The sequence below is a fragment of the Sphingobacterium sp. LRF_L2 genome (genome assembly GCF_965644235.1).
Classification (GTDB): Bacteria; Bacteroidota; Bacteroidia; order Sphingobacteriales; family Sphingobacteriaceae; genus Sphingobacterium.
Genome location: NZ_CBFFRI010000003.1, coordinates 592,220 through 614,296, shown reverse-complemented (window position 1 = coordinate 614,296; position 22,077 = coordinate 592,220). Strand labels below are relative to the sequence as shown.

At 40.1% G+C, this 22,077-nt stretch carries 16 protein-coding genes; 2 read left to right on the top strand and 14 right to left on the bottom strand.

The genetic code is table 11. The annotated features are described in order from the left end of the window. Nucleotides 1-8 precede the first annotated feature (8 nt). From ACSZOX_RS08695 to ACSZOX_RS08640, 12 genes are all read right to left on the bottom strand, one after another. Nucleotides 9-1,016, bottom strand: a complete 1,008-nt coding sequence (locus ACSZOX_RS08695; protein WP_437919486.1) for a LacI family DNA-binding transcriptional regulator — start codon at nucleotides 1,014-1,016, stop codon at nucleotides 9-11. 99 nt (nucleotides 1,017-1,115) lie between these two features. After that, complete coding sequence (locus ACSZOX_RS08690) at nucleotides 1,116-2,735, bottom strand: NADP-dependent glyceraldehyde-3-phosphate dehydrogenase (RefSeq protein ID WP_437919485.1); 1,620 nt, start codon at nucleotides 2,733-2,735, stop codon at nucleotides 1,116-1,118. A gap of 42 nt (nucleotides 2,736-2,777) precedes the next feature. Then, nucleotides 2,778-4,226 (bottom strand): MFS transporter, encoded by a 1,449-nt coding sequence (locus ACSZOX_RS08685; RefSeq protein ID WP_437919484.1) that lies wholly within the window; start codon nucleotides 4,224-4,226, stop codon nucleotides 2,778-2,780. Between the two features lie 157 nt (nucleotides 4,227-4,383). Then, nucleotides 4,384-5,037, bottom strand: a complete 654-nt coding sequence (locus tag ACSZOX_RS08680; RefSeq protein ID WP_437919483.1) for a bifunctional 4-hydroxy-2-oxoglutarate aldolase/2-dehydro-3-deoxy-phosphogluconate aldolase — start codon at nucleotides 5,035-5,037, stop codon at nucleotides 4,384-4,386. Next, the gene (locus ACSZOX_RS08675; protein WP_437919482.1) at nucleotides 5,034-6,065 is read right to left on the bottom strand and encodes a PfkB family carbohydrate kinase; all 1,032 of its coding nucleotides are present in this window, start codon (nucleotides 6,063-6,065) and stop codon (nucleotides 5,034-5,036) included. The genes ACSZOX_RS08680 and ACSZOX_RS08675 overlap by 4 nt, the downstream gene beginning before the upstream one ends. A 5-nt stretch (nucleotides 6,066-6,070) precedes the next feature. Next, nucleotides 6,071-7,471 (bottom strand): glucuronate isomerase, encoded by a 1,401-nt coding sequence (gene uxaC, locus ACSZOX_RS08670; RefSeq protein WP_437919481.1) that lies wholly within the window; start codon nucleotides 7,469-7,471, stop codon nucleotides 6,071-6,073. 16 nt (nucleotides 7,472-7,487) lie between these two features. Further along, nucleotides 7,488-9,134, bottom strand: coding sequence for a UxaA family hydrolase (locus tag ACSZOX_RS08665; protein ID WP_437919480.1), 1,647 nt, complete (start codon nucleotides 9,132-9,134; stop codon nucleotides 7,488-7,490). Beyond that, nucleotides 9,116-10,633, bottom strand: coding sequence for a tagaturonate reductase (locus ACSZOX_RS08660; protein ID WP_437919479.1), 1,518 nt, complete (start codon nucleotides 10,631-10,633; stop codon nucleotides 9,116-9,118). The genes ACSZOX_RS08665 and ACSZOX_RS08660 overlap by 19 nt, the downstream gene beginning before the upstream one ends. Before the next feature lie 125 nt (nucleotides 10,634-10,758). Further along, the gene (locus ACSZOX_RS08655) at nucleotides 10,759-12,666 is read right to left on the bottom strand and encodes a glycoside hydrolase family 88 protein (protein ID WP_437919478.1); all 1,908 of its coding nucleotides are present in this window, start codon (nucleotides 12,664-12,666) and stop codon (nucleotides 10,759-10,761) included. A 17-nt stretch (nucleotides 12,667-12,683) separates the two neighbouring features. Then, nucleotides 12,684-14,357 carry a glycoside hydrolase family 28 protein gene (locus tag ACSZOX_RS08650; protein ID WP_437919477.1) on the bottom strand — a complete coding sequence of 558 codons (1,674 nt, stop codon included), beginning with the start codon at nucleotides 14,355-14,357 and terminating at the stop codon, nucleotides 12,684-12,686. 87 nt (nucleotides 14,358-14,444) lie between these two features. Continuing rightward, complete coding sequence (locus tag ACSZOX_RS08645) at nucleotides 14,445-15,425, bottom strand: pectinesterase family protein (RefSeq protein ID WP_437919476.1); 981 nt, start codon at nucleotides 15,423-15,425, stop codon at nucleotides 14,445-14,447. A 211-nt stretch (nucleotides 15,426-15,636) separates the two neighbouring features. Further along, entirely contained in the window at nucleotides 15,637-16,383 is a 747-nt protein-coding gene (locus ACSZOX_RS08640) for a rhamnogalacturonan acetylesterase (RefSeq protein ID WP_437919475.1), read from the bottom strand. Nucleotides 16,384-16,594: 211 nt separating this feature from the next. On the opposite strand from ACSZOX_RS08640, the gene ACSZOX_RS08635 reads away from it, so the two are divergent. Together ACSZOX_RS08635 and ACSZOX_RS08630 are read left to right on the top strand one after the other, a co-directional pair. Beyond that, complete coding sequence (locus ACSZOX_RS08635; RefSeq protein WP_437919474.1) at nucleotides 16,595-18,196, top strand: glycoside hydrolase family 43 protein; 1,602 nt, start codon at nucleotides 16,595-16,597, stop codon at nucleotides 18,194-18,196. After that, the gene (locus tag ACSZOX_RS08630) at nucleotides 18,156-19,202 is read left to right on the top strand and encodes a pectinesterase family protein (protein ID WP_437919473.1); all 1,047 of its coding nucleotides are present in this window, start codon (nucleotides 18,156-18,158) and stop codon (nucleotides 19,200-19,202) included. The genes ACSZOX_RS08635 and ACSZOX_RS08630 overlap by 41 nt, the downstream gene beginning before the upstream one ends. 76 nt (nucleotides 19,203-19,278) lie before the next feature. On the opposite strand, the gene ACSZOX_RS08625 is transcribed toward ACSZOX_RS08630, so the two are convergent. Further along, nucleotides 19,279-20,523 (bottom strand): YdcF family protein, encoded by a 1,245-nt coding sequence (locus ACSZOX_RS08625; protein ID WP_437919472.1) that lies wholly within the window; start codon nucleotides 20,521-20,523, stop codon nucleotides 19,279-19,281. A gap of 9 nt (nucleotides 20,524-20,532) precedes the next feature. Then, complete coding sequence (locus ACSZOX_RS08620) at nucleotides 20,533-22,053, bottom strand: RagB/SusD family nutrient uptake outer membrane protein (RefSeq protein WP_437919471.1); 1,521 nt, start codon at nucleotides 22,051-22,053, stop codon at nucleotides 20,533-20,535. Between the last annotated feature and the right edge of the window lie 24 nt (nucleotides 22,054-22,077).

Sequence of the window (22,077 nt, the reverse complement as noted above, 5' to 3'; positions counted from 1 at the left end):
TAGTTAGTTTAGTACTCTATAAGGGTTGTCGGCAAGATAAGCGTAGAAAAATCGACATTGTTTTGTTTCGATTCTATCTGTTCGATTAATAACAATGCGGCCTGTTGTCCCATTTCAAAAGCGGGTTGGCGAATCGCAGTGATTGTAGGCGAGAAAATACGAGCTACTTTCGAATTTGTAAATCCTGCAATAGCAATCTTTTCCACAGCAAGGGGATAATTTTGCTTCATCGCATGCAAATAGCCCGTCGTGAGTTTATCTCCAGAAATAAAGATGCCATCGTATTCCTCTTCCATCAGTTCTTCTACAGCATTTTCAATTTCATCCTGATGTAAGCCTCCATACTCACAATACTTGACCAAAGATGAGGAAGACTCTAACCCATGTGCCAAAAGCCCCATTTTGTAACCTTCTAATCTCTCCTTCGTGATGGAAAGGTTCTTCGCTCCTGTCAGATGGGCAATTCTCGCTTTACCTTTTTTTGCCAAATATTGCACCGCCTCGAACGCTCCTTGCCTATTGTCTGCAATCACTTTATGCGCGCTTATCTGAGATGGAACGCGATCAAAAAAAACCACAGGAAATCCTTTTTCCATGAGCTTAGCCAAGTAACTGAAATCCGTAGTCTCTGCAGAAAGTGCCATCAATATCCCATCCATCGAACGAGAGTAAAGATGCTCTACATGAAGTCGTTCTCTTTCAGACGATTCATGTGTTTGGGAAATAACAACTTGATAATTTCGGCTATAGGCTACAGATTCTATTCCATCGATAACCTGAGAGAAAAAATTATTTGCAATTTCGCTCACGACAATGCCAATACTGTAACTTTTTCTTTCTTTCAGACTTCTTGCAATAGGGTTTGCTCGGTAATTTATTTTTTCGGCATAATCTTGCACCAGTTTCTTCGTTTCCTTACTGATTTCATAACTATCTCGCAATGCTCTAGAAACCGTAGATGCAGAGAGGTTTAGCGCCTTAGCGATATCCTTAATAGTATAGTTCTCAAAAGCCATGGTAGGTAAAATTACGTAATATTACCCAAAATAGCCGAGAAAAGGAAACGGGACCGAATGCAGCATAATAGATGGGGGAGATTCCCCCCATCTATTAAATTAAAAGATATACTTTGTACTTAAGAAATTTGAACTGTTGTCTCCGACAATCTCATTCAGTAGTTTCTTATTTTTATCGGTATTTTTCGTTGCTACCAACGATCGAATAGAAAATGAGCGTAAGGCATCCACCACAGATAATGTACCTTCGGCGCTATCTTTACGTCCAGTGAACGGGAAAGTATCTGGTCCACGTTGGCACTGGCTGTTTACGTTTACCCGACTAACCTGATTTACCAGCGGATCAATTAAAGAGGATATAACGGCGGCATTATTACTAAAAATACTCACTTGCTGCCCATGCGAAGAGTCAATCAGGTATTCAATAGGCTCCTCCAGATCATCAAAAGGAACCACTGGAATAACAGGACCAAATTGTTCTTCTCTATACAATTTCATTTGCGCATTTACGGGATAAACAATCGCTGGATAGAAAAACGACTCTAACGTTTCGCCTCCATTTTCATTGATTACCTTCGCACCATGATTTTTGGCATCTTCTAAGCAAGCCGTCAAATAGGCTGGCTTGTTTACCTCAGGAAGAGGTGTAAGAGCAACGCCTTTCTCCCAAGGCATACCAAATTTTAACTTACCAACTTCAGTACTCAATCTTTTCAGAAATTCCTGGGCAATACTACGGTGCACATACACAATTTTTAATGCCGTACAACGCTGTCCATTAAAAGAGAGAGAGCCTAGAACTGTTTCCGAAACTGCCAAATCAAGATCAGCGTCCTTCGTTATAATGGCTGCATTCTTAGCATCAAGACCAAGAATGGCACGTAATCTATTTACACGTGGATGAAGTTTCTTTAATTCGTCAGCAACTCGGCTTGATCCTATTAATGTCAATACATTAATTTTCCCGGATTGCATCAATTGCGGGATAATTTTGTTACCTCTTCCATAGATAGTATTGACTACCCCTTTTGGAAAACTTGTTCTAAAAGCTTCTAAAAGTGGATAATGCAACAATGTACCATGCTTTGGTGGTTTAAATAATAATGTATTCCCCATTATCAACGCTGGGATAAGCGTTGTAAAGGTTTCGTTTAATGGGTAATTAAATGGGCCCATACACAGCACTACGCCTAAGGGAGAACGTCTAATTTGTGCAATGATTCCTTGTTCTATCTGAAACCGCGAAGAATCGCGGTCGATATCTTTCAACGCATCAATAGTTGCGTAAATATATTCTACCGTACGATCAAACTCTTTAACAGAATCGGCATATGATTTTCCGATCTCCCACATAATGAGTTTGACAACGATGTCCCTTTTTTCAATCATCTGTTGGGTAAAGCGTTCCACGCAGGCGATACGATCGGCAACACCCATTGTCGGCCATTCACCACGGCCATTATCGTAGGCTTTCTCCGCCGCAGACAGGGCTTCCATCGACTCTTTTTCCGTACAGACTGGATAACTTCCAATACGTTTACGCTTCAACCCATCTTTTGTTTTCACGCAGATGGGTGAAAACACTTCGCTCACTTGGCCATCCCATGGAAGCATCTCTCCATTTGACAGGAACTCGCGCTGATCAATTTGTTCCTGCAAGGCAAATTCTACAGGGACGTCCTCTTCCCCGTAGAAAATGCTTTCTAAATCTAACTCCATTTTTAAAAAATATTTAGGTAGGTATTTAAATAAGTCAATCTATTACTCTCGAATGAGTTCCATTTTAGGAACCAAACTCTTCATCACCGTCCAAGCAATAAGATAAGCTACCGCGCAGAAAGAAAAAATAATAAAATAACCGGCTTCTTCACCTTGGAAGCCTAAAAAGGTCATTTGTGTTTCTTTCGCATAATCGAACAATTTACCGGAGAAAAAGTTGATGAATGTTGATCCAAGTCCACCAGCAAGTCCGCCAATGCCTGTTACTGTAGCAATAGCACGCTTTGGAAACATATCTCCCACAGTAGAAAAGATATTCGCTGACCAAGATTGATGTGCTGCACCAGCAAGTCCAATCAACAACACAGGGATCCAATACGATAAATGTCCGAGCGGTTGAGCAAGTAAAACGACCAACGGAACAAAAGCAAACATCAACATCGCTTTCATACGTCCTTCATATGGATTTAGTCCCTTTTTTTCAACCAAATACGTCGGCAACCATCCACCAATAATCGATAACAGTGTGATGAGGTAGAGCACAAAAATGGCTAACTGCCCTTCTGTATCCGAGGATTTGATATCATATACAGCCGATAAATATGCAGGCATCCAAAATAAGAAAAACCACCAAACGCCGTCTGTCATAAACTTTCCGAAGGCAAAAGCCCATGTCTGCTTATATTTAAAGCAAGTGGCTAATGACATCTTCTTTTTTACAACAGGAACCGCAACGTCAGGCGTTGTTGTTTCTTCATGATCTCCATCTTGCAAGATATATTTTAGCTCTGCTTCATTAACTTTTGGATGCTCATGCGGTTTTTTATACATAAAGATCCAGAATCCCATCCAAACAAATCCTAAAGCACCAATGATTATAAATGACATTTCCCATCCCCAATAAGCGGCAATCACCGGTATCGTTAATGGTGCGGCTAGGGCGCCTATTGTCGCTCCTGCATTAAAAATGCTAGTAGCTAATGCTCTGTCTTTCTTAGGAAAATACTCTGCTGTAGATTTTATTGCTGCAGGAAAATTTCCAGCTTCCCCCACCGCCAGTACAAAGCGGGCAAAAATAAACAAGGTGACACTTACATTAATAACCTTTGCGACATCATTAACGCTGGCAATCGCTTCCTTTGCGCCTTCGAATCCTACGCCCCAAGTCCCTGCGACAATCCCTGCTGTTGCAATACCACAAAAGGCATGCAATACGGCTCCTATAGACCAAATACCAATGGCCCATAAAAACCCTTTCTTTGTATCAAGCCAATCTACAAAAGGGCCAGCAAATAACATACTAACCGCATAGAAGATAGAAAAGAGAGCTGTTATTAATCCATAGTCACTATTTGTCCAATGAAATTCGGGGCTTATAAAATCTTTCCAAGTAAGTGACAGCACTTGTCTGTCTAAGTAGTTTATTGTCGTGGCGAAAAAGAGGAGGCCGCAAATTGTCCATCTGTAATTTCCCTTCTTATCATTATTCATTGGTGTAGCTTTAAAAATTAAAAAGTTAAAAGTTATAAATTTCTATACGTCATCGGATATGTTCGCGGCTGAATTACAAGTTCCCCATCTTACTCTTACTATCTATTCCTTTCTTCAAACGGAAAGGCCAACAATATATCCGTCCTATTCGTGAAGGCTATTTTTCTTCTTTTGCTTGTTTTACGAGCGCAATGGCTTTCCTAGTCTTCTCTACTAGTCCATCCAAGTTTTTCGGATCAATGAGTTTACTTCCCATTCCTACCGCTGATACGCCTGCTTTAAACCAAGACTTTAAGTTCTCGATTTCCAGATCTACGCCTCCTGTAGGCATGAATAGTTGTCCTTTGAAGAGTTCGCGGATTGCGGAAAGAAAACCAGGCCCCAAAATATTCGCAGGAAAAAGTTTCACTAAAGTGGCGTGTTGCTCTTGTGCTAAGGCAATTTCAGTAGGTGTCATACATCCTGGAATCCAAAGCAGTCCTTCACCGTGTACAAGTTGCCCTACTGCAGGGGTAACAATAGGAGCCACGATAAAATCAGCGCCAGCATCAATAAACTGTTGTGCTTCCAGTGTATTTTTTATTGTACCTATTCCAAGATATAAACCTGGAAATTCATCGTTTCTAGCTTCAACCAATGCCTTAAACACCTGTAATGCCTCTTCTCCTCGGTTCGTAAATTCAAACACTCGGATGCCTTCATCATACAATGTTTTAACGATTGCAATACTTTCTTCAGCATTTGCATGAAAAAACAATGGAAGCATGCCCTGCTCCAATATCGCATCTAAGACTTCTTCTTTTTTACTCATTTTTTTAATCTTTTTTTTATATCAGACACCGTACTTACGGTTGCATCGCTGGAGATAAACAATTTATCATAGGCCGCTACGGTTGCAAACTCTAGCGTATAACTGGCGTCATGTTCGTGATAAAGACCGTAAATGAGTCCTGCCATAAAGCAATCGCCACTACCGACCTTATCTACAATGTTTTCGGAAAGATACTCATTTGAAACCAAAAGTCCATCCTGTTCTGTATACAAGGACGTAAAATATTTTATTCCAGCTTGTTCGTAGTCAAAACGGAATGTATTTGCAACATATCGACATCTAGGAAACCTGTTCCTAATTTCCTTGCTCGTCTGTAGAGACTGTTCCAACAGTTCTTCTGTAGGATATGTAGCCTTCGTTTCTTGGAAATTAGGCTGCAAGGAGGTGCCTAACATTCGCTGTGCTGCCCAGATATTGCCCATGATGAGATCACAGTAGGCCGCTATTTCTGGCATGATCTCTAAAGGATCTTTTCCATACTTCCAAAGTTTGGAGCGATAGTTAAGGTCAAGCGAAACGAAAATACCACGCGCCTTCGCTTCTTGTACTGCCACTAAACACAGCTGTGCAATCTCAGCATTCACTGCGGGACAGATTGCAGAGAAGTGCAGCCAACAAACATCGTTAAAAACAAGATCCCAATCGAAGTCTGAGGGCTTTAGTTCAGAAAATGATGAATTCGCTCTGTCGTAAACGACACCCGCATTCTTTACGTCTTTTCCCTTAGGCAGATAGTAAATCCCGATTCGATCCCCCTTCCAAAACATACCTTCCATATCGACACCCTTCTGTTGCAGATGTTGAGCAATCTCCTCACATATCGCATTTTTGGGCATAGCGGAAACATAGCTTGATGGAATGTCCCAAAGCGCTAACGCCGTTGCGACATTCAATTCAGCTCCGCCTATATAAAAAGGTAAATTACCTTGCGAAATCCAATCTTGACTCATATCGGGACATACACGTAGTAATATCTCCCCAAAACTGAGTACCTTTCCTCTAAGCATATCCTTTAGAAGTTGAAATATTCCTTTGCATTATTGTAGCTTATATCGCTAACAATTTTTCCGATCCACTCGATATCATTAGGTAGCTCTCCATTCTCTACATCCTGCCCAAAAATGTCGCAGATTAGGCGTCTAAAATACTCGTGCCTAGGAAATGACAAGAAACTCCTTGAATCCGTTAACATTCCTACTAAGCGGCTCAGTAAGCCCATGTTCGAAAGTGCATTTATCTGCTTAGTCATCCCATCCTTTTGATCTAAGAACCACCAAGCGGAACCAAATTGAACTTTTCCTTTTACGGAACCATCATTAAAATTGCCAATCATCGTTGCAATAAGCTCGTTATCTGCAGGATTTAAGTTGTAAATAATTGTCTTGGCTAATTTATCCTGATTGTCCAATCTATTTAGGAATTTGGAAAGAGCCCTAGCCTGACTGAAATCACCAATAGAATCCCAACCTGTATCAGGTCCATTTACACGTAGCATACGTGCATTATTATTACGTAATGCTCCTAAATGATATTGTTGCACCCAACCTTTCTCATGATCCCATTCTGCAAACTGGATTAACATAGCCGACTTAAATTTCAGGATTTCAAGCGGGTTAAGTGGCTGGTTTGACCGAATTTTTTGAAAGATATTCTCAATTTCTTGATCCGTGTAATCTTCTGCATAGATCTGTTCCAAACCGTGATCTGATACAGTACATCCTTGGGATGCAAAGAAATCATGTCGGGATTTCAAAGCTGTCAAATAAGCGCTATAGGATCCAATTGTTGTATCAGTTACAGCTTCGACTTGACCAATGTAAGCATTAAGTGCTTGGGTGTCGTCCGCATTCATCGCTTTATCGGGGCGAAAAGCTGGCAACATCTTAAAAGATTCCCCTTCTTTCGCAAACTGTTCGTGAAAGTTAAGCGCATCAATAGGATCATCTGTCGTACAAACAACCTCAACATTCATTTTTTTCAACAACCCACGTACAGAATATCCTGGTTCAGCTAATTTCGCTGCGGTCTCTTCGTATATTTTTTCCGCAGTCTTCGGTGACAATAAATCGGTAATACCAAAATAACGTTGCAACTCCAAATGCGTCCAATGGTATAAAGGATTTCGCAACGTGTAAGGTACTGTTTCTGCCCATTTGATAAACTTTTCTTTATCAGAAGCATCTCCCGTAATATAGCGCTCATTGACACCGTTGGTTCGCATCGCTCTCCATTTATAATGGTCACCGTTCAACCACACCTGACTTATATTCTCAAATCGGCTATCGTTTGCAATCTGCTCTGGAATCAAGTGATTATGATAGTCGATAATTGGCTGATTTTTTGCAAACTGATGATAGAGATCTTGTGCTGTTTTACTCTGTAAAAGAAAATTTTCGTCTAAAAATGCTTTCATAATAATTTCTGTATAATTATAAACTAACCCCTCGTTTCCAAGGAATGAAATCGTCTTGATTTAATTGGACAGCTTTAGGAATAACCTCTCCACTAGCCGCGCGGATACAATATTCAAGAATATCTTCTCCCATTTCCTCAATAGTTTTCTCACCATCGATAATGGCACCTGTATTAATATCAATAATATCAGACATGCGCTGATCTAGGGCATTGTTGGTGGCAACTTTAATAACGGGGCAAATTGGATTTCCTGTTGGTGTGCCTAATCCCGTTGTAAAGAGGATTAATGTAGCTCCAGAGGCGGTCTTTCCTGTGGTTGCTTCGACATCGTTACCCGGTGTACAAACCAAATTAAGACCTGGTTTTGTTGCTTCTTCGGTATAATCTAACACATCCACAACAGGAGATGTTCCTCCTTTTTTTGCTGCACCTGTACTTTTGATTGCGTCCGTAATCAGTCCGTCACGAATATTTCCGGGAGAAGGATTCATGTGGAACCCAGATCCTACGTTTTCAGCCGCTTGACTATATGCTCCCATTAAAGAAATAAACTTATGGGCTGCCTCAGGCTCTATTGTACGGTCGATCAAATTCTGCTCAGCACCACAAAGTTCTGGAAACTCCGCCAACAGGACTTTTCCACCTAGTGCCACTAGCAGATCTGAAGTATATCCCACTGCAGGATTCGCTGATATGCCGCTAAAGCCATCACTACCTCCACATTTCACACCCAATGTTAGCTTACTTAGAGGCACTGGCTGCCTTTCGTATTTGTTAATATCTACCAAACCAACAAACGTTTTTTGTATCGCCTCCTTTATAAGTTGCTCTTCACTTTTAGATTGCTGTTGTTCAAATACAAAAACAGGTTTATCGAAATTTGCATTTCTTTGTTTTATGTCCTGCATCAAGTCCGCCAACTGGAGGTTTTGGCAGCCTAAACTCAAAATCGTTACACCTGCTACATTTGGGTGATCTGCGTACGCTGCTAAAAGCTTTCCAAGAACTGCTGCATCCTGACGGATTCCTCCACAACCACCTTGATGGTTAAGAAACTTGATACCATCGACATTCTTGAAAACACGATTTTTTTTGTGTGTAACAACACTCAACTCATCCGAAGATAGATTGTCTAAATCTCGGCCTTCTTCATAAGCCGTCAACAATTCGTGTGTGAACGCCCTATATTTGCCTGTTACCGAGTAGCCCAACTCATTGTATAACGCTTCCTTAATAACATCTAGATTTCTATTCTCACAGAAGACTGTCGGGATAAACAACCAATAATTTGCGGTTCCCACTCGACCATCAGAACGTAAATATCCATTAAACGTACGCCCTTCAAATCGAGACACATCAGGAGCCTCCCAATGATAATGAAAAGGACGAAAGGTATATGGATCGGCGGCATGCTTTGTATTATCTGTATTCATTAAACCGCCTCTAGGAATAGCATATTGTGCCTTTCCAACCAACACACCATACATATAGATTTCGTCACCCGCATGCATATCCTGCATAAAAAATTTATGCTTTGCCGGAATGTCTTCCTGTAGGCTATATTCTTCACCTTCAAAAGCGATTTGCTCTCCCTTTGATAAATCTTGCAACGCAACTAATACGTTATCTTTTGGGTGTATTTTTAATATTCTACTTGCCATGCTACATTTAACTTTTCTATCGTTTCCAATACTCCAAAAGCATTTATTTCATCAAGAAACCGCTGTACCGTTTCTTCAAATCCGGGATAACTGCTTAGATCTTTTCCCCATAAACTGTCGTCTGCCAAGACACGGTGTACGACCGTGTTTTTATCTTTCCAATAATCAAATAATAAAGGTGCAAACTCGTCTTGTAAGATAATCGTTTGTCCATTGATCTCCTGTGTATACTGAACGCCGTTGTATTGCGTATCCATAAATTTCAAATAAGCAGCAAAACCTAAAGCGATATAGGAAGGTGGAACCAAGTTCTTCTTATACCAACGCTCAAGTAGCGCCACATTCCGCATATTCATCTTTGAGGTATAATTCAATGCTATATTTTCCCAACGGTGTTCTAAGAAGGGATTGCTAAATCTATCGATTACACTTCTAGAAAAATTTGCGACATCGTCTTGTTCAATGTATTGATCTAAAATCGCTTTCCCTATTTCACGTTGCATTAAGTTCGCAACAAAACCATGAAACAGGGAATTATTCATCGCCTCTTTTACGGTGACAAAGCCACTCCAAAGCGCCGTTGCGCAGCTCAGCGTATGGGTTCCGTTTAAAAGCCGCAATTTAATCTCCTTGAACTTATCAATTGAAGGCACTAATTTGATTCCTGAATCTACCTGTGCAAAAGATAAAATGTCTTTCACGCGATCCGAATCTGTTTCTATTGCCCAAAGGCTAAATGGTTCTGCCATGATCATTAATTGATCTTCATAGCCCAATTCCGCCTCAGTTAGCTTTTGTTCGGCCGCAGATAAACGTCCAGGAACAATACGATCCACTAGTGTATTACAAAAATCATTCGCCTCTTCTAACCAACGTAAGAATTTATCACTTAATTCGTTTTGAATCGCTAGGGTTAAAAGTATCTTCTTTAATTTCTGTGCGTTATCAGAAATTAATTCCGTAGGCAGGATGACTAATCCTTTGGTTACATCTCCTTGATAGTATTCATATCTCTGGTGCAAGAAGGCCAACAATTTTCCAGGGAAAGAAGAGGGGGGATTATCTAAAATATTGTCGTTACTCAAAACGATACCGACTTCGGTTGTATTAGAAATAACAACTTTTAAATCGGGATTCTTTGCCGCTGCTAAAATCGTCCCCCAGTCCTGCGCTGCCGCTAAAACACGAGAGATAGAATTGTTTAATGTATATTGAACGACCTCTTTTCCTTCATCCAATCCTTTAACACATACGGTATATAAACCATCTTGTTCTTCGAAAGCATCAGCACCCGATGAACTTGTCGATTTTACAACCAATATTCTACCATTAAAAACACCTTGTTTATTCGCTTTATCGATGTAATAATCTGGCAAACCTCGCAATAGAACCCCCGTCCCAAACTGAATCACGCGTTCTGGAAGCTCGAAAGAAGCGCTTGAGGGCAACGCTAAATTAGTTGAGCTTATTTTCTCTAAATTTTCCTTTGAAAGCAACATTATACTATTCCCTGAATTAATTATTTTTATTTTATCTAGTCTTATCTACCTATTCCTGTAGTCTACACAAATCGTTTCTCGACTATCCTCTTACTATTCTTTATCACCGGCTTTCGCCGTCACAGCTACTTAGCTCTTTTTATCAACCAATCTACCAACTCATTTGCCGCCTCAAAATTTTGATATACCAGCGGCAACTTTCGTCCATCGGTATACTCATTATAAAGCCAAGGATCACCAATAGCGAATACAGTCCCTTTTCCATAATTAGCTGTTACGATAATGTTGTCTCCATTATCTTGAACAATTGCTCTTGCCGGCGACTCCACTTTCATCGTAGAGATTTCCTTTATATATATTTTTTTTGTGTTCTTAAAAATCGTTGTTCCTTCAGGAATATCAATAGCTCCTGTTTGGTATTGATTTCCTTTAACACGGTTGCGACTATCTTCGTTAAAGGAAATTCCAAACTGCTGTGGAAGAACATTAAACTTCGTGATCTCACAATTTCCCACATCGTTTAATAAAAGAACGAGTACACCACCTTTTTTCACCCATTTTGCAATTTCTTTCGCATCAGATTCTTTCATAAAGTTTGGTTTGTCCGTCTCTTTCTCTGTATCGGGATCAACAATTATATAGATATCTGAATGTTTAAGATTCTGGGATGAAGGTGCTTCACGTAAGGTTGTTAGTTGGCCCCCGTATTGTTCAAAAATACGACCTAGCAAAGAGAACCCATTATTGTCCTGACCGTCCCAAAGGTAGTGGTATGGCTTCAGATCACCGCTTGCAGTCTTCTTGAATTCGTTGTTATAGAAATTATCCAGCGTGACTACAGGCGATTTCTTTCCGATTTTCACCTTTCTGAATTCCACCTCTGAAGCAGCTAACATAAACGCTCCCACGCCTTTCGGATCATTCGTCCGAACAGGTTCGCTCATATAATATTCGAAGCTTCCATCACGATATTTTTTTCCGCCGAGTCCAGACACTTCAACAACTTTATTTAAATCTATTCGATCAACACCTGCCTGTGTAACAAACTCTTTTAAAAGCCCTTGATAACCTCTATTTATATTTTTTTGGAAAGCGTTCGAGACATAACCTTTCCGGACGGCCTTAGCCATCGCATAAACAAACATGCTTGATGCCGAAGCTTCTACATAATTTCCCTCGCGTTTACCCAAATCCAACACATCAAACCACACCGACGTTTTAGGATCTTGATATTTTGCCGCCGCCGCCAATGTACGTCCTAATATCTGGATGAGCTCTCCTCTTCGAGGGTGATTTTCTGGAAAATAATCTAAGACATCCACGAGCGCCATTGCAAACCATCCCATACCACGTCCCCAAAAATGTTTTGATCTTCCTGTTTGGGGATCTGACCACCTCTCTTTTCTCGATTCATCCCAGCCATGATAAAGAAGCCCTGTCTGCTCGTCGCGTGCATGATTCTCCATATAAGTAAACTGGTTTACTACGTCGTCAAACACTTTGGGAATATTCATCAATGCGGCGTACTCTGTATAAAAAGGCTGCGCCATATACAAACCGTCCAACCACATTTGATTAGGATAAATATGCTTATGCCAAAATCCGCCTTCGTTGGTTCGGGGGTGGTTCAAAAGCTGATCGTATAACTTTTGACAGGCTTTCAAATATTTTTCTTTACCCGTTACTTTATAAAGAAAAAGTAAGGATCTTCCATTCTTTACGTGGTCAATATTATATTCTGTAGCTTTATAATTTCGGATATCTCCATTCTCTGTCACATATTGATCCATCCAATTTTGGATATATTGGAAATATTTCCCATCACCGGTATTTTTCCAAACCTCAGCAACACCTTCGAGCACAACGCCCATATCATAAGTCCACGTGGGGCCTTTTTCTGGATTTGTAAAACGTGCATCTTTAAAGAGCTTCTCCATAGCGGTATTTGCCATTTGTTCTGAAATAGCTTTCTGAGCATATACCGTATGTGCTATAATAGAAAGAAAGATTATAAAAAACAGACTCCTTTTCATTATCATTAGATCTTACTTTATTTTTTAATAGTCAGTGCCTTATCCTGGGCACCATTAATAAATTCACTTTTTTTACGCACGACGGGGATATCAAATCCGCTTAACTTCACTCCTTGAGTAGTCGCTCCCGATATACGGAACAGAAGGTCTGTTTCCCTTTCCGACTTTAGTCCTTCAATAGTTACGTTATTACTATTCTCGACTTGAATCATGGGATCTGTTGTGTCGGTTGTAATGCTAAAGTCCTTTAACTGGATATCGAAAGCCTCTGTGATATCAATTCCTTTCTTTGCGCGAATATTCGCATTTTCAATTTTTATATGTTTTATCTGCATCTCAGGCAAGCCTCTGATAAACAACCCTTTTTCAGCGCCATGTACGTTTACATTTTGGATTACAAAGTTCTGAAATTGAGGTGTTTCTTCTGTCACTGGATACTTTACCACTTTTATAGCATCTCTTTTTTCTCCGGCCAAGACAATAGGATCGACTGCGGCATAGTACATATCGAAGAGAATCGCTTCTCCTGGGATGTCAAACATATTTATATTCTTAATAAAGATATTTTCAACAACTCCACCTCTTCCTCTTGTTGTCTTAAACCGTAGTCCTATATCGGTACCTATAAATGAACAATCTTCTACCCAAATGTTCCGTGCTCCGCCGCTCATTTCGCTTCCTATTACAAAACCTCCATGCGCATGGTAGACAACACTATTCCGAATAATTACGTTCTCTGTTGGCATTCCACGATCGCGACCAGATTTGTCACGACCAGATTTTATACATATCCCATCGTCGCCAACATCAAACGTACAATCTTCAACAAGTACATTTTTGCACGATTCAATATCTATTCCGTCACCATTTTGCGCATACCATGGATTTCTCACGGATACTTTTCTCAGTGTAATATCTTCACACATTAAGGGATGTAGATTCCAAGCTGGAGAATTTTGAATAGTAACCCCTTCCAATAAAATTCGCTTACACTGTGTAAAAACCATCAGATTAGGTCGCAAAAAATCTTTCACATCACGAAAATCTTCCATAGAAGTCTCTGGACGTATTGTGCCTGGCTTCTTCTGTTGTGCGCCTCTCAACGAACTTTCCGATGGATACCAAATATTACTTTTTTCATCCACGACACCACCGCTTGCTAGCAGGTTTTTCCACTGGCTCTCGGTCATTTTGCTTTTTTTCACCATGCGCCAGGCTCCACCATTTCCATCAATTATTCCAGAACCAGTTATTGCAATATTTTGAAGGTTTTTACCAGAAATAGGATTTTGATTTCGCCAAGCGGGTTCTCCTTCCCAATTGGATTCAACCAGCTTATATTCACTAAAGTCACTGGTAAATAATAAAACAGCCTCTCGTTGAATGTGTAAATTCACATTGCTTTTCATCTCAATAGGACCTGTTAGCCACAGCCCGCCGGGAACCAATACCACTCCACCACCTCGTTCACTACAGCTATTGATCGCTTGGTTTATCGCATCTGTATTGAGTTGTTGGCCATCTCCTTTTGCACCGAATGACGTAATCTGAACGGTATCTTTAGGAAAACTTACTTCTTGAATTACGGGCCTAGCGGGTTCCTGCGCCTTTAAAGATGATGTTGCCAATACCCCTAAAAAGATAAAGGAAATCAAACTTTTGCCCGTTTTTATCTTCGCGTTTTTTGTCATTGTTAGCATTGTCTAAAAATTGGTAGCTTTTGTTTTAACAAGTCTACAGGGTTTGCTTATCATTATAAAGAAAAAACTATGCAATCGTTACCGGAACTTTAGACTATCATCAGCCAATAGATCGATTGCCCAATCACCGAAAACACTTGATACAGAAACACTTTCAACATCTTCCTTTGATAATATTTTCATCCATTTGACACGACTTTGTGACAAAGCTCCTTCTCCTACATTGTTAAATTCCGAGAAACTCACTGTTTCTTCGTTACTCGCTTTCCCCCAATTGTTCCAACCTTCATCAGCGATAAAATAAGGTAAACTACTATTCATCACAATAACTTTTGCATAGGGCCGCCAGGGTCTTCCCAGATAGAATTTCTTTACGTCTTCATCTCCAGTAATCTGACAGCGATTAAAGACATAGCCGAAGCGAGAAGATTCGGGAGTGGATGCAGCAGTAATAAACCCACTTCCTTTGCAATGAAGCTCACATTGCTCAAACCAAGCTGTTGACGATCCGAAAATGTAATCTACTGTCCCTTCGATATAACAATTAAGATATAACTGTCTCGCCCCCTTACCATAGGTATATAAAGTATCTTGAAATCCTAAAAACCTACAATTAATAAAAACAGCTTTATCCGCTGCAACCCATATCGCTACGGCTTGGCCTACTGGGCCAGAACTATTTTGAAAAGAAATATTCTCTGCCCTAAACCCTTCACCTGTACAATAAAAACTTGATGAGCCAGATGTACCCAGATCCTCTCCAAACGTATTTTTCTTTTGGGCATAATCATCATAAGTGAGAATAGTTGTATACTTATCTTCACCGACAATCCGTATATTTTGCTTCGGTTCGGCCAGAATCACCTTTTCCTTATAAATACCCTTTTTCACAAAAATTGTAGTCACTTTTTTCCTAAAAGCCGGTACCGCATCTATAGCCGCCTGTATACTGACAAAATCTCCAGTACCATCTTTTGCAACAACTATATCATACTCTGCCGCTTTTAAGTGCGAACTTATAATCAATAAGAGAAAGACAAATAGGTTTATTTTTTTCATCAAATTTTACTCCCTGCAATTGGTTGCAGCGAAATTTAAGTATTAAATTTCGCTTTGTACTTCGATCGGCAGGAAATTAAAAACGCAAACGTTATCGGTAACGTTTGCGTTTGTAGAATAGCGGAAAGCTCAATAAAAAAGCCTCTAAAGAACCTTCACCACATAAAGTAAATCGAACCGCTATTCATCTTTATATCCAACAACCGATCTTCTATTCTTTTAGGTACTTTGCTAAGGGTAATTTTTGTACTCTAATATCATCCACTACCAAATTAGCGACAACTTCGGCTCCATAATCATTGAGATGAGTATTGTCTTTCACTCCTTTTGAGTAATTGGCATGTCCTTCGGCTAAATGTAAGAAGAGTGCTACAGAATGTTCTTCACCCTCTTTGACTAACAAGTCGGATGTTTGTTTCGTTAAATCAATAAAGGTCACCTGTAAACTATCCGCAACCTCTTTAACAGCTGCTGGATACCCTTTGTGTGTCTGCTCCAATTGACCGTTGACAAAAGACCGACGGGCAATTGGTGTTAATAAAATTGGAGTAGCCTTCTTTTCTCGAACAGATGATACAAACTTGACTAAATTCGCCTTGTACTCATCAATCGTTGTACCAACTGCCGGCTTTTCGATCTTCTCGTCGTTATGTCCAAATTGAATAAAAACATAATCGCCTTCTTTCACGCCTTCATAAACCTGGCTCCAGATCCCTTCGTTAATAAATGATTTGGTACTGCGTCCATTTTTTGCCTTATTTATCACTTCAACATCGTCATTAAATTTTGTTGCAAACGCAACTCCCCAACCTGTCTCGGGGAATTTGTCCTTCGCTTTAATGGCCATCGTTGAATCTCCCATCATCCAAACCGTTGTTCTCGCCTTCCAACAGAAGCTACAAAGGATCATGACAAGTAGTAAGCCGGAGGCTCCCAATAAAGAAAAATGTCTATTCATGGTATTATATGTTGGTTATTTTGTTTTTATCTATTTGACCTAGGCAATTTCCACATTTTTTATGATTTTTTTGTAAAATACAATGTAATCGTTACCGGCAACGATTGCATATTTCTTTATTTGTTCCGGTTGTTAATTTGTGTATCCTTGTTAGTACCGAATATAAATCCAACTTATCGAAATGAACAAACCTTTGTTATTCACATTTTGCATGTCATTCGCTCTAACATATGCGACCTTTGCACAAGACAAAAGTATTTCCTCCACTTGGGTTGCCGATTTAGGCAATGGGAGTTATAAAAACCCAATATTACATGCAGACTATTCAGATCCTGATGCCATAAGGGTAGGTGATGATTTTTATATGATTTCTTCGAGTTTCAACCATGCGCCCGGAATTCCCTTGCTGCATTCTAAAGACTTGGTAAATTGGCAGCTTGTAAACCACGTCTTGCCTTATCAACAGCCTAAGCAAGTATTTAGTACGGTACAGCATGGAAATGGTGTATGGGCTCCCTCTATACGCTTCCATAATGACGAATTCTACATTTATTTTCCAGATCCCGACTATGGTATATATATGACAAAAACAAAAAACCCTCTGGAAGAATGGTCGGATCCAATCTTAGTTTTCGAAGGAAAAGGACTTATAGATCCTTGTCCATTTTGGGATGATGACGGCAAAGCGTATTTAGCTTTTGCCTATGCGGGTAGTCGAGCAGGCCTTAAAAGTGTCTTGGCTATTGCCCGTTTAAACAAGGAGGGGGCAAAAGCAATTGATCGGGGTATCATTGTATACGACGGACATGAGTTAGATCCTACAATAGAGGGGCCTAAAATGTACAAGCGGAACGGATATTATTATCTTTTTGCCCCTGCAGGAGGCGTTGCAACAGGCTGGCAGCTTGCTCTTCGCTCAAGGAATGTGTATGGTCCCTATGAGCGCAAAGTTGTCATGGAGCAGGGAAAAACGCCCATCAATGGACCTCATCAGGGAGCTTGGATCGACACCCAAACGGGAGAAGATTGGTTCATTCATTTTCAAGATAAAGACGCCTATGGCCGTGTCGTGCACCTACAGCCTATGCAATGGGTCAACGACTGGCCAATTATTGGTGAACAGAAGAAGACCGGAATAGGGCAGCCAGTACTCACATACAAGAAACCGAATGTGGGAAAAACATACCCTATTGCAACTCCTTTTGAATCAGATGAATTTGAATCAACTGACCTTGGAAAACAATGGCAATGGCAAGCTAATCCGGATGGTACCTGGCTGATGCCTAGTAAAGATGGGCAATTGGTATTATACACCCAGCAATGCCCTAATGGGTATAAGAATTTACTAGATATACCCAACATTTTAACGCAAAAATTTCCTGCAGAAGAATTTATGGCAACCACAAAACTACGTTTAATCGCCAATGAAAAATTAGACAATGAAAGAGTAGGATTCGCTGTAGTAGGAGAGGATTATAGCCAATTGTTTCTAACCCAAACAAAAAATGGTCAAACACTATCATTCGGGACGTGCATTAAAGGACTTACATCGGGAAAGGAAGAACAACAAGAGTTAGCAAAAGTTCCAAATAAATCATATGTGTATCTTCGTGTCAAGATTAGTAAGGGAGCCATCTGCCGATGGTCTTATAGTCTTGACAATATACTTTATCACCCTATCGAAAAAGATTTTAAAGCCAAACCGGGTAAATGGATAGGTGCCACACTCGGTCTTTACGCGACAAGAAACGTCCAAATAAATGATAGTGGATATGCTGAAGTTGATTGGATTAAAATCGAAGCACTTAATTAATGGAGCCATGCGTTTACATCGAACAATCTTAATTACATTTATTTACCTTTTTATTTTTCCTAGCCAAGGACAAACAATCGACAATAAGTTTAAACTCGTTGTCGCTCAAGATGGCAGCGGAGATTTTAAAACCATCCAAGAAGCCATCAATAATGTACGCGATCATGCAGAAAAAAAAGTGGTCATTTTCGTTAAGCCTGGTATTTATAAAGAAAAATTAGTTATTCCATCTTATAAGCGCAATGTCACACTCCAAGGCGAAGATAAAGAACATACAATTATTAGCTTTGATGATTATTCAGGAAAAGACTTTAGAGGAATTGATATCACAGGTAATACTAAATACAGCACATACACATCCTATACCGTGCTAATTGCAGCAAACGACTGTACGCTAGAGAACTTGACTATTGAAAACACGTCAGGAAGAGTGGGACAAGCAGTTGCTTTACATACGGACGGAGATCGAATCATTATTCGTAATTGTAATATTTTAGGAAATCAAGACACCCTGTATTTGGCACGAGCGGGCACCAGGAATTTCGTAGAAAATTGTTATATCAGTGGTACCACAGACTTTATATTCGGTGCTTCGACAGTTTATTTTCAAAATTGCACGATTGAGAGCTTAGCCAATTCTTATATTACCGCAGCTTCAACCACATATTTCGACCCATTTGGCTTTGTGTTCGCGTCCTGTAAATTAATTGCAAAAGATAAGGAGATCAACAAAGTTTTTCTGGGTCGACCATGGAGACCTTTTGCTAAAACAGTATTTATAGATACAGAGATGGGGGCGCATATTACACCGGCAGGCTGGCATGCTTGGCCTGGGGATAAAAATTTCCCAGATAAAGAAAAGACAGTTTTTTACGCCGAAGGTGGGAGCTATGGAGACGGTGCAAAAGACCTGACAAAACGTGTGGATTGGTCTCTACAGCTTAAAGCAAAAGAAATGAAGAAATATACACAAACACATGTGCTAAACGGCTGGATACCAGAATAAATCCATTTCAACAAGGTTATGCGGCCTCTTCTTATTGCATCGACGAAACATTTTGCAAAGAGGCCGCATAAACATTTTAGGGATCTAAAGGCTCGTCGTAGTCGATCGTTAATGCCTCGATTTTTGGTTTAAATTCGATGATAACCTCATTAATCCTTCTACCAAGTTCATAGGGAACATAACCTAGCTCTGCTAAACAACGATCGGCCATCTGCTCTACTGCGTTAATATGGGCCTCACTACTATTAATAATAGCCGATTTATCCTCCGGAAATCCATATTGCAACATTATACGAGCTGTATTTCGAATATTCGTGGTGGTGTGTCGTGCATGAGGATCAATCAATATGGCCTCCTCTGGAATCAGTAGCGTCTCCATTAAATAACGTTTCATTTCTAATGCTTCTATATATTTCGTTTTATAGGGATGAACCCGTCCTCCTGAAACAACAATAAAAGGAGCTAATCCATCAAAATAGCTTCTCGCGGCCATTCTACTACGAAGCATGCCCCCTGGGCTAATGGGTTGGTCATACTTTTCTGGCCCGGCCCCCAACGTCAACAATAAACTATAAGGATATTTGTTGAAATCTGTTCTGGATACCGCCTCATAGGCTTTTCGATTTTCCGTTTCTAGCAAAGGTTCCAATTGTGCAGCATCCCAACGTTCATTGATTTCCAAAAGACGAACCGCAGTTAACAATGTTAAATCAAAGACTTCTTTGATACTTCGAACATCCGATAACACGTCTTGCTGAACATCTTTTAACAACGAGAGGTAACGTGGATCATGTATGTTAAAAGAAATCGAGTCTATTTTAGGATAATTGGGATTACGTCCCCCGGCATACACATCTATTACGTAATTCATTGCCCGAAGATCCTGTCGAAAAGCCTTCTCAATATATTCCTCTACAGTTTTTCCTTTGGATATTCCATACCTATGGCTCGGCAAAAGTTTTTCGCGGAAGTACTTTTGTAAATTTCCATTCTGCCCGATCTCTCTAGATAGGGCTAAGACGATCGACTCAACTTCAGCTTCACTCCACCTAAATGCCGACAAAAAACAATGTACATCTTTACAGTCTTCGCTTTCTTTGTAGCGCCTGAGCCTTTCCTTAAAGATGCGCTTGAGCGATTTGTCGTGGTCAAGAACGTGTCTAATGACCGTAGTGTCTTGGATCAATAAGGATGTTGCAAAATAGTTTTTTGCAATCACCCAATCTTGAGGCGTTTTATATAATGAATAATCTTGAGCTTGCACCTGCTGTAAACAGCAGAGCACAAGCATAAGTATCATTTGTTTAAGGAATCTATACATTGTATATTTTTAATAGCCTGGATTCTGATACATCCGTATAGGATCTAGTTGATATTCGTCGTACGGAATAGGGTAGTACCGATCTTTTGTGCTCATATTGGAGAGCTTCGCGTTTCCATAATCCGATTGATTCTTCGACTTGAAATAGCTGACAAGCTCTGTGGCATCATAATTACGTATCAGATCGAACCAACGATGATTCTCAAAAGCAAGTTCTACGCGACGCTCATGCAGTATCGCGTCTTTAAGCGTAGGATATTTTGTCGTATAGGCCGTATTACTTCTTGATGTTGCATAGTTCGGCAATCCTCCTCTTTCACGCACTTCATCCAACAAAGCAATAGCCTCAGCATCCTTACCTAGGTTCATTTTAGTTTCAGCCAACAATAACATCACATCAGCATAACGAATCAAAATCCAGTCATTACCTCCAAATCCCTGTATCCCCGCATTTGTACTATTGTCGCGAAATTTCGTAATAAACCAATCGTTTACTTGGGGATCACTAGCAAATTTTATAGAAAAGCTTTTCCGTAAATCACTCTCTTCATAATCTTTTACCAAGTCCATTTTCACATTTCCACCGATGCCTGTAGAAGGGTATTGCGAGTTAATAGTCTCTCCACGGGCTTGATTATTACGAGCAATAGAGGAACTGTAGTTTTGATCTCCCTGTAAATATTGTACCTGTAATATCAATTCTTTACAGGTCAATTTATTATCCACGTCGAACACTTCTTCATATGGAATTTCATTCAATTTGCCGAAAGTACGCATACCATAAGCTGCGGTCAGATATTGTTCTGCTAACCGCAAGTTTTCTGCCTGCCCTTCGGCGACTGTAGAACCAATCGTAAGATAAACTTGTCCAAGAATTGCATTTATAGCCGCCTTCGAAGTTCTTCCCACAGCATATTCCCATTGCGTATTTGGCAAATTGCTATCGAGCGCTTCTGTCAAATCGGTAATTATCTGTTGATAAATGACGGCTTCTGGCTGTCTATAGGCGAGTGCAGTAGCCTGTTCTTTGTTTGTGACCTCTACGGTTGCCAATGGTAGATCTCCAAACTTACGCACCAAGTGAAAATAGAGCAAGGCACGAACAAATTTCGTTTCAGCAAGGTAACGTTTTTTGACATCCTCATTGCTAAAAGGAACTTGATCGATTCTTGATAGGATAGTATTACAACGTGAAATACCATCATACATATTTGCCCAGTGCGACTTCAAATAAGAGTTACTCGGCAAGATAGAAAAATCATTAAATTGAAAAGGCTCCCCCGCATTGGATTGGTTATCGTCCCGTCCTGTGTTATCAGAGCGTTCCTCACTAAAAAGTGTACTGCTCTCTCCAATATTGTTACTTGAGCGTAACGCTTGATAAACACCATTCACCGCTAGCAAAACATCATTTTCTGTTTCAAAAAATTTTTCCACAACGACTGCATTGGGATCCAGTTGGTTCAGAAAATCATCGTTACATGATACCAAACTCAATAGGAGAAAGGGTAATATATATCTTTTTTTCATTGTCTTTTTTTTAAAACCCATTAA